Source organism: Actinoplanes sp. SE50/110 (assembly GCF_900119315.1).
In the GTDB taxonomy this organism is placed as follows: domain Bacteria; phylum Actinomycetota; class Actinomycetes; order Mycobacteriales; family Micromonosporaceae; genus Actinoplanes.
This window is the reverse complement of the sequence record NZ_LT827010.1, coordinates 5456349-5470276: the sequence shown is the minus strand read 5'-3', so window position 1 is coordinate 5470276 and position 13928 is coordinate 5456349. Positions and strand designations below refer to the sequence as shown.

The 13928-nt window shown below is 72.6% G+C and carries 13 protein-coding genes; 10 read left to right on the top strand and 3 right to left on the bottom strand.

The window, feature by feature from the left end; genetic code table 11:
• Nucleotides 1–70: 70 nt before the first annotated feature.
• On the bottom strand, nucleotides 71–1444 hold the full coding sequence (locus ACSP50_RS24590) for an FAD/NAD(P)-binding protein (RefSeq protein WP_014691989.1): 1374 nt from the start codon (nucleotides 1442–1444) through the stop codon (nucleotides 71–73).
• 293 nt (nucleotides 1445–1737) lie between these two features.
• Nucleotides 1738–2973, bottom strand: a complete 1236-nt coding sequence (locus ACSP50_RS24585; protein ID WP_014691988.1) for a beta-ketoacyl synthase — start codon at nucleotides 2971–2973, stop codon at nucleotides 1738–1740.
• A gap of 61 nt (nucleotides 2974–3034) precedes the next feature.
• Here ACSP50_RS24585 and ACSP50_RS24580 point away from each other — a divergent pair, with 61 nt between their 5' ends.
• From ACSP50_RS24580 to ACSP50_RS24575, 3 genes are all read left to right on the top strand, one after another.
• Nucleotides 3035–3619: a TetR/AcrR family transcriptional regulator C-terminal domain-containing protein gene (locus ACSP50_RS24580; protein ID WP_014691987.1), complete on the top strand. Its 585-nt coding sequence runs from the start codon at nucleotides 3035–3037 to the stop codon at nucleotides 3617–3619.
• An 82-nt stretch (nucleotides 3620–3701) separates the two neighbouring features.
• The gene (locus ACSP50_RS42240; RefSeq protein WP_043512098.1) at nucleotides 3702–3962 is read left to right on the top strand and encodes a hypothetical protein; all 261 of its coding nucleotides are present in this window, start codon (nucleotides 3702–3704) and stop codon (nucleotides 3960–3962) included.
• A 1446-nt stretch (nucleotides 3963–5408) separates the two neighbouring features.
• The gene (locus ACSP50_RS24575; protein ID WP_014691986.1) at nucleotides 5409–6542 is read left to right on the top strand and encodes a D-alanyl-D-alanine carboxypeptidase family protein; all 1134 of its coding nucleotides are present in this window, start codon (nucleotides 5409–5411) and stop codon (nucleotides 6540–6542) included.
• Here ACSP50_RS24575 and ACSP50_RS24570 read toward each other — a convergent pair.
• Nucleotides 6455–7432 carry a DMT family transporter gene (locus tag ACSP50_RS24570; protein ID WP_014691985.1) on the bottom strand — a complete coding sequence of 326 codons (978 nt, stop codon included), beginning with the start codon at nucleotides 7430–7432 and terminating at the stop codon, nucleotides 6455–6457. The genes ACSP50_RS24575 and ACSP50_RS24570 overlap by 88 nt on opposite strands.
• Between ACSP50_RS24570 and ACSP50_RS24565 the strand changes: the two genes are divergently transcribed.
• The 7 genes from ACSP50_RS24565 (at nucleotide 7431) to ACSP50_RS24535 (ending at nucleotide 13473) form a co-directional block, all read left to right on the top strand.
• Nucleotides 7431–8822 carry a PLP-dependent aminotransferase family protein gene (locus ACSP50_RS24565; RefSeq protein ID WP_043512096.1) on the top strand — a complete coding sequence of 464 codons (1392 nt, stop codon included), beginning with the start codon at nucleotides 7431–7433 and terminating at the stop codon, nucleotides 8820–8822. The two genes, ACSP50_RS24570 and ACSP50_RS24565, sit on opposite strands and share 2 nt — an antisense overlap.
• A 50-nt stretch (nucleotides 8823–8872) precedes the next feature.
• Nucleotides 8873–9709, top strand: a complete 837-nt coding sequence (locus tag ACSP50_RS24560) for a serine/threonine-protein kinase (RefSeq protein WP_155123614.1) — start codon at nucleotides 8873–8875, stop codon at nucleotides 9707–9709.
• On the top strand, nucleotides 9669–10241 hold the full coding sequence (locus tag ACSP50_RS24555; protein WP_014691982.1) for a hypothetical protein: 573 nt from the start codon (nucleotides 9669–9671) through the stop codon (nucleotides 10239–10241). Before ACSP50_RS24560 ends, ACSP50_RS24555 begins: the two co-directional genes overlap by 41 nt.
• A gap of 27 nt (nucleotides 10242–10268) precedes the next feature.
• Entirely contained in the window at nucleotides 10269–10760 is a 492-nt protein-coding gene (locus tag ACSP50_RS24550; protein WP_014691981.1) for a DUF1877 family protein, read from the top strand.
• Nucleotides 10761–10876: 116 nt separating this feature from the next.
• Nucleotides 10877–11836: a polysaccharide lyase family 1 protein gene (locus tag ACSP50_RS24545; protein WP_014691980.1), complete on the top strand. Its 960-nt coding sequence runs from the start codon at nucleotides 10877–10879 to the stop codon at nucleotides 11834–11836.
• Nucleotides 11837–11919: 83 nt separating this feature from the next.
• On the top strand, nucleotides 11920–12906 hold the full coding sequence (locus ACSP50_RS24540) for a pectinesterase family protein (RefSeq protein WP_014691979.1): 987 nt from the start codon (nucleotides 11920–11922) through the stop codon (nucleotides 12904–12906).
• Between the two features lie 129 nt (nucleotides 12907–13035).
• Nucleotides 13036–13473 carry a tyrosinase family oxidase copper chaperone gene (locus tag ACSP50_RS24535; RefSeq protein ID WP_014691978.1) on the top strand — a complete coding sequence of 146 codons (438 nt, stop codon included), beginning with the start codon at nucleotides 13036–13038 and terminating at the stop codon, nucleotides 13471–13473.
• Nucleotides 13474–13928 lie beyond the last annotated feature (455 nt).

Here is a 13928-nt window from a genome sequence, read left to right as displayed (position 1 = left end):
CCCCGCCCAGCTCACCGGGTCACGCCGCGACTTCGACGCCGGCCAAGCACGGCCTGGCTGGACAGCACACCTAGCGGGCGGCCGGCTGCAGAGTCAGGGCGGTGACCAGGCGGTTGATCTGGGCGCGGATCTCCGGGACGGCGGTCGCCTCCCAGGATCGGCCGCGGCGGAGCGGGCCGGCCAGCCACAAGCCGGGGCGGATCCGGCCGATCGCGTCGTACACGCGGCCGTCCGGGTCGGTGTCGACGCCCAAGCCGTGCGGGGCGGTGCGGATGCCGCCGCCCCGGAACAGGGCGGCGAGCAGCGGGTTCGCCGTGGCGGAGCCGGGCAGGCGGCCCGGTCCGGTACAGCTGATCACCGCGGCGAAGTGGCGCGGACCGGCGGTGGTGGTCACGGTCAGGCCGCCGGCCGGATCCGGGCTGATGGCGGTGACCCGGCCGGTGGTGAAACGCAGCCGGTCCCGGCGGCGCAGGTCGGCGATCTTCGCGGCCACCGGCGGGGCCATGCGGTGGCGGTGGATGTCCCAGTAGCGGACCACGTGGCGGAGGAAACGGTCCCGGTCCGCTTCGGTGAAGCTGTCCCAGATCTCGTCGGCGTGATGACGCAACTCGTCGACCACGGCGATCCAGTCGGCGCCGGCGTCAACCGTGGCGCGGACCTGGCGCAGCAACCGGCGCAGGGTGAGATCGGCGGGCAGGTCGAGGCGGACTTGGGCCGGGGCGTTCACCGGGTGGGCCTGGGGGAGCAGGCCGTGCCGGGAGATCGACTCGATCGGGCCGCGGTGGCCGGCGGCGTCCAGGGTGAGCGCCACGTCGACGGCGGTCAGACCGGAACCGATCAGCAGGATCGGTGCGTCGGAGGGCAGCTCCGGGCGCGGGGCCCACGGGTCGGTGATGAATAGCGGATGGGAGTACGCCGCGTCGTCGATCCCCGGGAGCCGGGCCGCGGGCGGATTGCCGACGGCGAGGATGACCTGGTCGGCGCGGACCGGGCCGGTATCGGTCACGATCACGTAGCCGCCGTGCTCCCGGTGCAGCGCGGTCGCGGTGGCGCGGTGGTGACGCAGCCGGCCGGCCGACTCGAGGACCGTTTCGGTGAACCGCTCGGCCAGGTAGTCGCCGTAGACCGAGCGCGGCAGGAACTCGCACGGCTGGGTGGGGCGGCCCCGCGCGGTGCACCAGCGGACCAGGTCCAGCGGGTCGTCGAAGTCGGCGGTCATCGAGCCCGCCCGGGCGTTCAGAATGTGCCACGGCTCGGCCGCGCCGTAGGCGACACCCCGCCCGGCGACCTCGTCCGGGGCGATCAGCACCACGTCCTGGTGGGTGCGGCGGATCAGGGCGCGGGCGAGCAGCGCACCGGTGGCGCCGCCGCCGACGATGGCGACGGTGCGGCCGGTGGCGGCGTCCCGCCTAGCGGGCTTGGTGACTTCGACGAGGCTCGACATTTCACTCTCCCGCAGGTCGACGGCTGAACAAGCAAACCACAAAACCCACCTGTTTTGTAGGGTAAGGCGGTGTCTGTCACGCAGTTTTAGCGGCCGGTTCACAAAACGGGTGGCTCGGGCGCGGCGACCGATTATGAACGCCGCCGCGATCCGGCCGTCAGCTGGACCGTGACGGCCGGGAATCGCATCCGGGGAAGGAAGCCCGGCCCGAAAGCCCCGGCGACGCGAAGAAGCCGGGCCCGCGGATCCCCGGCGGAGACTGAGCGACCGCGGTGTGCTCCCTGCCTGTGGTGTCAGACCGCGGTGAAGAGGACCGACACGTTCTGACCGCCGAAGCCGAAGGAGTTGCAGATGGCGGCCCGCAGGTCGGTCCGGCGCGGCTCGCCGGCGACCACGTCCAGCTTCACCTCGGGCGACTTGTTCTCCAGGTTCAGGGTGGCGGGGATGACGCCGTCCCGGATCGAGAGCAGGGTGATGATGCTCTCGACGGCGCCGGCCGCGCCGACCAGGTGGCCGAAGGCGGACTTGGGGGCGGTGAGGACCACGTCGTCGGTGAGCGCGGCCTGGATCGCCGTGGCCTCGCCGACGTCACCGACCACCGTCGAGGTGGCATGGCAGTTGACGTGGTCGATGTCGGCCGGGGTGAGGTCGGCGGTGCGCAGCGCGTTGCGGATGGCGCGGATCTGACCGCTGCCGGTCGGGTCGGGACCGGTGATGTGGTGGGCGTCCGAGGTGACGCCGTAGCCGGCGAGGCGCCCCAGGACGGTGGCGCCGCGGGCGGCCGCGAAGTCGGCCCGCTCCAGGATCAGCACGCCGGCGCCCTCGCCGAGCACGAAGCCGTCCCGGTCGGTGTCGAACGGGCGGGACGCGCGCTCCGGGTCGTCGTTGCGCCGGGACAGGGTGCGGGCCTGGGCGAACCCGGCGATCGTCAGTGGCGCGATGCACGCCTCGGCACCGCCGGCGATGACCACGTCGGCCTCGCCGGCGCGGATCAGCCGGGCGCCCAGGGCCAGGGCTTCGGCGCCGGACGCGCAGGCGGAAACCGTCGCGTACGCCCCGGCTTTCGCCCCGAACTCGATGCTCACCCAGCCGGCCGGACCGTTCGGCATCATCATCGGGACGACCAAGGGGGAAACCTTGGACGGGCCCTTCTCCTCGATCAGGTCGTCCTGGCCGAGGATGGTGCCGACGCCGCCGATGCCGCTGCCGATCACCGCGGCCAGCCGCTCGCCCTCGACCTCGGGCGCGCCGGCGTGCTGCCACGCCTCGTTGGCGGCGACCAGCGCGGCCTGCTCGCACCGGTCCAGCCGGCGGGCCTGGACGCGGGGCAGCACCCCGGCCGGGTCGACGGCCATCGGGGCGCCGATCAGGGTGGGCAGATCGGCCCAATGCCGATAGTTCTGCACCCGGTCGTCGATGCGGCGCGCGCCGGAGCGGCCCGCCAACATGCCCTCCCAGAGGGTGTCCACGTCCCCGCCCAGCGGCGTGGTGGCCCCCCATCCGGTGATCACGACGTCGATGTCACTCATCGGCTTCCCCTATCCGCTGCGGCGACTTGCCTTCCATAGTTGTATCGCATACAAATTTGGTGTGTCCACCGCAGAACCGGTCCGAGCCCGCGGACGGCAGACCCGCACGGCGATCCTGGAGAGCGCCGCGGAGCTGTTCGCCGGCCGCGGCGACCTGGCCGCGGTGAGCGTCGCGGAGATCGCCACGGCCGCCAAAGCCCACCCGAACCAGATCACCTACTACTTCGGATCCAAGGACGCGCTCTTCGTCCAGGCCGCGTTTCGCCTGCTCCTGCGCGACGCGGTGCGCCTGGAGCCGGTCGGCATGCGCCAGCGCACCCCGGCCTCGTTCCGGATCGCCCTGGCCCGCACGGCCCTGGCCCTGCCCACCGTGCCGCTCGCGGTCCAGGCGATGGCGATCAGCCGGATGCGGTCCGAACTTCATGTGCAGGCACAGCAGAGTTTGACTGTCCTCTTCCGCCAGGCCGAGGGCTACCTGCGGCGCATCCTGCACCGCCGCGACTGGATCACCGACCGCCCGCTCGACATCGAGGCGCGCACCTTCTGGATCGCCGTCTTCGGCGCCCGCCTCGTCTCGGAGAGCGGCTTCGGCGGCCAGTCCGCCGACGTCGACCTCGCCGGCGTCCTCACCGTCCGCCAGCGATGATGGACGCTGGCGGCCTGCTCCCAGGTTGCTGGGGGCGGCGCCACCGCCGGTCCACTACCACCGTGATCATGCCGGCCGGGTCTTGGCGAGCGCCCTGCCGCTGAACGCCTCGGCGGTGGCCGCCGATTACGACTATCCGACATCCGACATCGATGATGTGCCTCTCTTGCAGATCAATGGCGATGGTGTACGGGCCCGCCGCCTCGACAGTGCCGACCTGACGTCCGTCGGGCTTTCACCGTCCACCGGCTCGTCCCCGGTGGAGATCGCTTCGGCTCGGGTGGGCACCTGGTCGCCGACCCGGTCACGGTGTCGTCTCACCACGACAAGCAGCGGTTGCTGACCGCGATGGCCGGTGGGGGCTGCGTTCCGGGAAGGTCGGGGTGCCGGGGCGGGTCGTGCTGAGTGCGGGGGATTTCGCCGACTGCATCGGGCTGTCCATGCTTTCGCCTGGTCGAGGTGGGGCTGTCCGGAATTTGGGCGGGCCGGGAATACTGGTTCCGGCGTCCGGGATGGCCGGGGGCCGAAAAAGGGGGACAAGCTGATGACGCACGGGGCGGAGCCGAACGACGGGACCGGCAGGGAGACGCCGGTGCCGCCGGAGGGCGGCGGCCGCCCGGTGGCCGGGTCGGCGCGGGTTCCCGGACCACGGCCGGCCGACGACGATGTCCACACCGGTCAGTCGCCGCCGGGGCGGGCCGCGGTGCCGGCGGCGGGGCAGTCTGCCGGCCCGGCGCTTCCGCAGAGGCATCAGGGGTTTGCGGGGCAGGCGCAGTCGTACGGGCAGCCGCTTCCGCAACGGCATACGCCCGAGCAGCAGCAGTTCCCCGGGCAGTCGTTCTCGCCGGGGTCGGCGCCGGGGCAGCCGCTTCCACAGCGGCGCGTGCCCCCGGGATCGTCGCAGGGGCAGGCCTTTCCGCAAGGACAGGCGCCCGGCGAGGCGCAGGGACGGGTGTCGGGCGAGGCGCAGGGACGGGTGTCGGGCGAGGCGCACCGGTCAGGGCCGCCGCAGGGGCCGGGGTTCGCGCCGGCCCAGGGATCCGGGTCGGCGCAAGGGCCGGGACGGGCGGCTGTGCCGGGGCCGGCTCCGCAGGGTGCGCCGAATCCGTTGTTCGGGCCCGGGCCGGCGACGCCACCCGGCCGCGCGGCCGCGGCCCGCCCGCCGGCTACCCATTCCGGCGGCGGACGGGCTTCGGTGCCGTCCGGGTTTCCCGGGAGGGCCGCCGTTCCGGCACCGGGGGACGGGACCGCGCCATACGATGCAGCGGCATCCGCGTCCTCGGCTCCGCCGAGTATTCCGACATTTCGCGCACCTGTGACCCATCAGCCGCCCGTACCGCAGCAGCCCTCCGTGCCGCACCAGCCGACGCCGCCGGGGCGGGCGCCGCTGCCCGGCGCCCCGCCGGGTGCCGGCGGCCCATCGGGCGCGGGCGGGACGGGCGGCGGCGGCGGCGGTGGCGGCCGGTCGGACGGTGGCGGTCAAGGCGGCGGGCAGTCGAGCGCCGGCTGGGCGAGCGGCGGCAGCCAGTCGGGCGCAGGTCAAGGCGCAGGTCAAGGCGCAGGTCAAGGCGCAGGTCAAGGCGGGAGCCAGGACCGGAACCGAGCGGGCCTAGGCGCGGGCGGGGGCCTTCACGGCGTACCGGCAAATGGGCGGTCCGACAACCGCGTACCGGCAAATGGGCGGTCCGACAACGACGTACCGCAAGGAAAGGGCCGGCGGAAGCGGCGTCCAGCCGCCCTGCTCATCGCGGTCTTCCTGCTGATCGCGCTGGCCGGTTCCGGTGCCGCCGTGCAGCTCACCCGCGCCCTGCCGGACGCCACCCTGACCACCCGGATCGCCGAGACGATCAAGGTGCCCGGGACGCTCCCGAAGTTTCCGTGGCCGGCGCAGGGATCGGCCGAGCTGATGGTGCAGGGGTTGGGCCGGATCGGTGGCTCGGGCGGGCAGAAGGCCGAGCCGATCGGCAGCGTCGCCAAGGTGATGACCGCTTATGTCATCCTCAAGGACCATCCGCTGGACGGCACCGACGAGGGGCCGGCGCTGACCGTAACCGCTGCTGACGTGGCGGACTACAACGCCCGGATCCCGGGGGGCCAATCGCTGGTCAAGGTGGTGGCCGGGGAGAAACTGAGTGAGCGGGACGCCCTTGAGGCGCTGATGCTGCCGTCGGCGAACAACATCGCGCATCAGCTCGCGGTCTGGGACGGCGGGACCGTGAACGGCTTCCTGGAGAGGATGAACGACGCCGCCAAGGACCTCGGGATGTCCGATACCGATTACACGGATCCGAGCGGGTTCCTGCCCACCACGACCAGCACCGCGGCCGATCAGGTGAAGCTGGCGCAGGCAGTGTTGAAGTTCGATGTGTTCGCCCAGATCGTGGAGTTGCGCAGCGCGCAGATTCCGGTGGTGGGAACGATCCAGAATTACAACGCGCTGCTCGGGGTGGACGGCGTTTTCGGGATCAAGACCGGGTCGACGGATCAGGCCGGTGGGAACCTGGTGTTCGCGGCGCGGCTGCCGGTCGGATCGCGGACGCTGGTGGTGGTCGGCGCGGTCTTCAACCAGCCGGGGGCGAACACGCCGGAGCAGCTCGCGGCGGTCAACCGGGTGGTCCGCAAGCTGCTCGCCCAGGTGCGTCGGACGGTCAAGGAGTATCAGCTGCTCGCGGCGCAGGCGGTCGGCAAGGTGACGACCGCCTGGGGTGCCGAGGCGACGGTGACGCCGGCCGGCCCGCTCAAGGTGCTGGGCTGGCCCGGCCTCGCGATTCCGGTGCGGACCACGGTCACGAAACCGGGGCCGCGGGTCACTGCCGGGCAGCCGGTGGGCCAGGTTCAGGCTTCGGGCGTACGCGTCGATCTCCGGGCCGACGCGGCGACGAGTGACCCCTCGCTGTGGTGGAAGCTCACCCGGAAACCGTGACGGGTCCGCTGGGTGGCGACCACGCAGCCCAGCACGATCACGGCCGCCCCGATCGAGGTGGCGGTCACCGGCTCGCCCAGCAGCAGCGCCGACCAGATCAGGGTCAGCACCGGCTGGGCGAGCTGGATCTGCCCGACCGTGGCGATGCCGCCCCGGGCCAGGCCCGCGTACCAGGCGAAGAAGCCGAGGAACATCGACACCACGGTGAGGTAGCCGAAGGCGACCCAGCCGGCCGGGCCGGTGTGCGGCGGGTGCCGCAGAGCGGTGACCACGGTGATCGGCAGGGTGGCCGGCAGCGCGATCAGCAGCGCCCAGCAGATGGTGCGGGCACCGCCGAGGTCGCGGGCGAGTGCACCGCCTTCGGCATAGCCGAGCCCGCACAGCACGACCGCGGCCAGCAGGTACAGGTCGGCCGGGGTGAGCGCGCCGTGCACCGTGCCGGTGGTGGCCAGGAAGCCGAGGACGGCGATGAGGCCGCCACCGCTGGCCAGCCAGAACACCAGGGGTGGACGTTCCTGGGCGCGCAGCGCCGCGAAGATCGCGGTGAGTGCCGGGAGCACGGTGACCACCACCGCGCCGTGGGCCGAGGTCTGGCTGGTCAGGGCCAGTGAGGTGAACAGCGGGAAGCCGACGACGACGCCGAGCGCGACGACCGGCAGCCGCCGCCACTGGGCCGGGGTGGGTCGGGGCGCCCGGGTGACCGTCAGGTAGGCGACGGCCAGTGCGGCGGCGCCGACCGCGCGGCCGAACGCGACGAACCACGGGTCCAGGTCGTGCACGGCGAGTCGGGTGGACGGCAGCGACATGCTGAACGCCAGCACGCCCAGTGCCCCGAGGGCATACCCGGCTGTTACCGTGCCGCGGGCAGTAGCGCTACTCTCTTCTCTCATGAATGACGGTAACGCAGCGACCCGCGTTATCCAAGATCTTCGGGATCGGGCGGCGGCCGCCGCGCCCGGGACGCGGCTGCCGTCGGTGCGCGAGCTGACCGCCCGGCACGGCGCCTCCCCGGTCACCGTGGCCGAGGCGATCCGGGTCCTGACCGGTCAGGGCGTGCTCGAGACCCGGCCGGGACGGGGCACGTTCGTGGCCGAGCGGCCCCGCGCGCCGCACCCGCCCGACCTGTCCTGGCAGACGGTGGCACTCGGCCCGGCCCGCGCCGGTGAGGACGACATGCGGGCGTTACTGTCCCTGCCGCCGGCCGGCGCGATCCCGCTCACCGGCGGCTACCTGGAGGCCGAGCTGCAGCCGGTCGCCGCGCTGGGCGCCGCCCTGGCCCGGGCCGCCCGCCAGCCGGCCGCCTGGCAGCGCGGGCCGGCCGAGGGCCGCGAGGATCTGCGCGACTGGTTCGCCCGCCGGCTCGGCACCGGACTGCGCGCCCGCGACCTGGTGATCTGCCCGGGCGGCCAGGCCGCCCTGTCGTCGGCGTTGCGGGCACTGGCCGCGCCCGGGGACACGCTGCTGGTCGAGTCACCCACCTACCTCGGGGCGCTCGCGGCGGCCCGGGCCGGCGGGCTGCGGGTGGTGCCGGTCCCGGCCGACGCCGACGGGGTGCAGCCCGGCCAGCTCGCCGCGGCGTTCGCCCGCACCGGCGCCCGGCTCTTCTACTGCCAGCCGCTGTATGCGAACCCGACCGGGGCCACGCTCGGCGGGGACCGGCGGGCCGCGGTGATGGACGCGGTCCGGGACGCCGGGGCGTTCCTGATCGAGGACGACTACGCGCGGGACCTGACGATCGACGGGGACCCGCCGGCGCCGCTGGCCGCCGCCGACCCGGACGGGCACGTGGTCTACCTGCGGTCGCTGACCAAGTCGGCGGCGCCGGGGCTGCGGATCGCGGCGATCGGGGCGCGCGGGCCGGCCGGCGCCCGGCTGCGGGCGGCCCGGCTGCTCGACGACTTCTTCGTGGCGGGCCCGGTGCAGCAGGCGGCACTGGACTTCGTCACCGGCCCGGGGTGGGTGCGCCACCTCCGTACGCTCCGATCGGATCTGGAAAGCCGGCGGGCGGCGCTGGTGCGCGCCCTGGAGCGGCACCTGCCCGAGCTGGCGCCGGCCGTGCTGCCGCGCGGTGGCCTGCACCTGTGGGTTCGTCTGCCGGACGGCTGCGACGACGTCGCGGTCACTGCCGCGGCCGCCGCCGAGGGCGTCGTCGTGTTCCCCGGCCGCCCCTGGTTCCCGGCCGAGGCGCCCGCGCCGCACCTTCGGCTCACCTACGCCGCGGCCCCACCGGACCTGATGGACGCGGCCGTCCGTCGATTGGCCAGGGCGTTTCCGCGATGACACGCCGGTAGGGTGACGGACGGACCGGGACCAGCCCCTACGATGCGCGCGTGCAATCTGATTTCGGCCCCCGGGCCGGCATGCGACTGGGCGATCGGTACCGCCTGCAGGACCGGCTCGGCGCCGGCGGGATGGGCGAGGTGTGGCGCGCCCTGGACGAGTCCCTGAACCGGCTCGTCGCGATCAAGATGATGCTGCCTTCGGCAGCTCAAGACCCGGATTTCGTACGTCGTTTCGCCGCCGAGGCGATGGCCATGGCCAGGGTCAACCACCCGGCCGTGGCGACCGTCCACGACGTGCGGCAGGCGCACGGGCTGACCTTCCTGGTGATGGAGTACGTCGACGGCGAATCGCTGGCCCAGCGGCTGGCCCGCGAGGGGCGGCTCAGCCCGGCGGAGACGATGCGGATCGTCACCCGGGCCGCCGAGGGCCTGCAGGCCGTGCACGACCAGGACATCCTGCACCGCGACATCAAGCCGGCCAACATCATGCTGCGCCGCGACGGCGAAGTGCTGATCACCGACTTCGGGATCGCCCGGCATGCCGGCGCCGCCGGGCTGACCGCGACCGGGGCGGTGCTCGGCACGCCCAGCTACCTGTCGCCGGAGCAGGTGCTCGGGCAGCCGTCCGACCGGCGCAGTGACGTGTACTCACTGGGCCTGGTCGCCTACGAGTGCCTCGCCGGGGAGAAACCGTTCGCCGGCGACAACCCGTACGCGGTGGCACTGCAACGCGTCCGGCACGAGCCCCGGACGATTGGGGGCGGGCGTGCCGGGGCCGGTACTCGCCCTGGTCGAGCGCGCGCTGCAGACCGACCCGGAACGTCGCTTCCCGTCGGCGCTGTCGATGGCCGAGGCGGCCCGGCAGGTGGACACGGCGGCCGCTGACCCGCGTACCGCCAGCCGGCGGTTGTCGAACCGTGCCCTCGTCGCGGCGGCCGTGGCGGTCGTGGTCGTCGTCGCGCTCGGGGCCGCGTTCCTGCCCCGCGGTGGGCACGGGAAACCGGAGCCGGCGGCTGCCGAGCCGGCCGCCGGCGCCCTGCCGGACGGCTTCGCGGCCTGCGGCGCCGGGATCTGCCCGGCCCAGCCGATGTGCTGGAGCGGGCTGACGCAGATCGGGGCCCAGGCGTTGCCGCCGGCGGTGGCGTATTGCCCGGGCACCCACGTGTGGGAGACGTTCGCGGTGCTCCGGCTGCCGGCCGGGCCACCGGTGATGAGCGCGGACGCGCCGTTGATCGAGCAGGCCGACGTGGCGAAGGCCTGCTCGGCGGCGGAACTGGCGGCGCACAGCATCGACCCGGGCAGGACCCGGGGCTGGCGGCGCGACGCCTGGCCGGTGCAGTCGGGCACCGGGTGGCTGCTGCACTGCATGGCGCAGCCGAAGACCGGGTCGTCGGTGGGGGCCGCGTTCCGGGCGTGATGCGGGTGCCTATTTAAGATCATCGGCATGGCATGTCGCGGGGTGTGGTTCGCACTGACCGGGTCGCAGGATCGGGAGCTCGTCGAGGCTCCCGGCGACGCGGAGGTGCGGGCGCTGGTCACCGACCTGGAGGCGGCCTGGGACTGGGATTTCCTGTGCGAGGCGGACAAGGCCTGGGACGCCCTGCACCGGTGCCTGGGGGACGGGACGCTGCGGTTCGGCAAGCATGGCGGGGTACTGGCACTGACCGTGCTGGGCGGCGGGCTGCACCACGACGGGCCGGACTACATCGTGGCGCGGGTGCGGGCCGATCAGGTGCCGGCGGTCGCCGCGGCCCTGGCGGCGGTGGACGAGAGCTGGCTGCGGGAGCGGTACGACGAGATCGACCCGGAGGACTACCAGGGGGTGCTCGACGACGAGGACTTCCGGTACACCTGGCAGTACCTGCAGGACGCGCGGGAGTTCTACCGGCGGGCGGCCGACGCCGGCCGTTCGGTGATCTTCACGGTGGATCAGTGACCCGGTAATTATTGACATTCTTGGATGCGGCGACCTACTTTCGTCCGAGGAAAGCGCTTACCTGGTTGTTGGGGCCCCATCGTTGCCCATTCCGTTCCCCCGACGGAGGAATCCCCATGTCCCCATCACGTCGTACCTTCCTGGCCGCCACCACGGCCGGCGTCCTCACCGCCGGCGGCGCACTCGGCGTCAGCCCGCTCAGCGCGGCCGCCGCCGAGTCCAGCCCGGTCGGGTTCGCCAGCCTCAACGGCGGCACCGCGGGCGGCTCGTCGAGCACCGTCGTCACGGTGACCAGCGCCTCGGCGCTCAAGTCGGCGCTGAGCTCGGGCACCTCGCAGACCGTCCGGATCTCCGGGCTGATCACGATCTCCGGCATGTACCGCGTCGCCTCGCACAAGACGATCATCGGCGTCGGCGCGAGCAGCGGCGTCACCGGCGGCGGCTTCACCCTCAACGGCGTCAAGAACGTGATCATCCGCAACCTGGTGTTCAAGAACGCCGGCGACGACTCGATCAACCTGCAGGACGGCACCACCAACGTGTGGATCGACCACAACGACCTGTCCAACGGTTACGACGGCCTGATCGACATCAAACGCGGCTCGGACTTCGTCACCGTCTCCTGGAACCACCTGCACCACCACGACAAGTCGATGCTGCTCGGACACAGCGACGACAACGGCGCCCAGGACACCGGGCACCTGCGCGTCACCTACGTCCACAACTGGTTCGACGGAACCAACCAGCGGCACCCGCGGGTCCGGTTCGCCAACCCGGTGCACGTGCTGAACAACTACTACAGCAACATCGGCGCGTACGGGGTGGCCTCCACCGAGAACGCCGGAGTCTTCGTCGAACGCAACTATTTCGAGAACGTCGACCATCCCACGGTCACCCAGACCGGCGACTCGGATCCCGGCAACCTCAAGGTGCTGAACAACTACCGGGTCAACTCGGGGACCGAGGAGGTCCGCAACGGCGGCAGTGTCGCGGCCATCCCGTACCCCTACACGCCCGAGGCCAACAGCTCGGTCAAAGCCACCGTGGTGGCCGGGGCGGGCACCGGCAAGATCTGATCGCTCGTCGCATCCGACGGCGTCCGCCCCATCCCCGGGCGGGCGCCGTCGCCCTTTTCCGGTCGCTTCTCGGAGGTCTCCCCGTGTCCCACTCCCGCATCGTCGCCGGCGCCGTCGCGGTGTCCGTCGTCCTCACCCCGGTCGCCGCCCGCGCGGCGACCTCGTTCACCGTCGCCGCGGACGGATCCGGCGACTACACCACCATCCAGGCCGCGGTCGCGGCGTCGTCCGCCGGTGGAGTGATCACCATCAAGGCCGGCACCTATCAGGGGCAGGTGCAGATCCCGGCGTCGAAGTCCGGGATCACCCTGCAGGGTGCGACCGGCATCTCCGCTGATGTGATCATCACCGGGAACAAGCCGCAGTCCACCGCCGGGACGGCTGGCAGCGCCACCGTCCACAACCTCGCACCGAACAGCACGATCAAGGGCCTGACCATGCAGAACACGTACGGGGCGGGGAGCCAGGCGCTGGCGCTGTACGCTGCGGGCGACCGGCAGGTCTATCGGAACGTGCAGCTCAAGGGATACCAGGACACGTTCCTGTCGTGGGGTGGGACCGGCAGCTCACAGATACGCCAATACATCTATAAGTCTTATATTTCGGGCGCGGTGGATTTCCTTTACGGCAACGGCGCGGTTGTCATCGACAGCACCACCATCGAGTCGCTCAACATCGGCAGCAGCGCGAACAACGGATACATCACCGCGGCGGCGACCGACGACAGCAACGCCTACGGCTTCCTGATCACCCGGTCGGTGCTGAAAAGCACCGCGGCGCCGCAGACCGTGGCGCTCGGCAGATGCTGGCACGCGGGCGGGGCGGCCGACGCGATCGGACAGGTGCTGGTGCGGGACTCGAGCCTCGGCTCGCACATCCGGCAGGCCGGGGCCTGGCAGGACATGGGCGGCTTCTCGTGGAGGACGTGCCGGTTCACCGAATACGCCGACAGCGGGGCCGGGGTGAGCACCGGAACCGGCGACCGGCCGCAGCTCAGCGCGGCTTCCGCGGCGAACTGCACCGCACGGAGGTATCTCGCCGGGAGCGACGGCTGGAATCCGGTCCAGTAGTGCCGCGGCGTGCCCCGAACGGGTGAAGGATCGTGCCGCACGGCCGGTCGGGGAGTTGGGTCAAGGCCCGGCTCGTCGCCGGCCGTGTAATGTATCGGCGAACATCGATGTTCTACTGGTGGGGGGACGATGCTGAACCGACGGGTGACCAACCTGGTCCTGACCGCGACTCTGGCGGCGGCCGGACTGATGGCCGTGCCCGGGCCTGCGCCCGCGGCAACCGCGATCCCCGGGCCCGTGCCCGCCGGACCCGCGCTCGCCGCAGTGCCCGCCGCTGCGAGTCCGGTGATCGCGGCGCCGGCAGCCTTGGATTCCTCCCGGCGCGTGGGCGTCTTCGCGGAGCTTTATCGCGGCCGGCTCATCCATGGCTGGGGTGGCGCTCAACCGTGTGCCTACATCGACGGGGTGTCCCTGGGCCTGGTGAGTCACGGCGACAACCGTTACAGCAGCACGGTCAACGCCTACGAGGTCACCGTCGGGGTCCGCGAGACCACCCGCGCCGCGGTGCGCAGCCTGGCCGGCGACGAGCTGCAGCCGACCGAGCCGCCGGCCTACTGCTCGCGGTGACCGGAGTGCTCGGCCGGCGCCGGTCAGGGCCGTCCGCCCGATCATCCGCGCCGATCGAGCGGTAATCGGGCGCCTTGCCTGTTCCGGTGCTGGTGTGGCTTCCGCAAGCCGTGTGGCTTCCGCAAGCCGTGTGGCTTCCGCAAGCCGTGTGGCTTCCGCAAGCCGTGTGGCTTCCGCAAGCGGTGTGGCTTCGTCCGCGCTCGCGCCGTGCTCGGCCAGGGGCTCCGCAAGCCGTGTGGCTTCCGCAAGCGGTGCGGCTTCCGCAAGCGGTGCGGCCTCCACAAGCGGTGGCCTCCGCCAGGCGCGCGACGGCGCCTGGCGGAGGCCACGGCCTCCCCAGAAGCGGAGGGTTGTGCGTTCAGCCGCGGGGCTTCCCCGGGTGAGCGCCCGTTGACCGGTCGCCGTCGCCCGAGGTGCTGCCCTTCGATGAGTCGCGCGGCCCCCGCCAAGTCGCG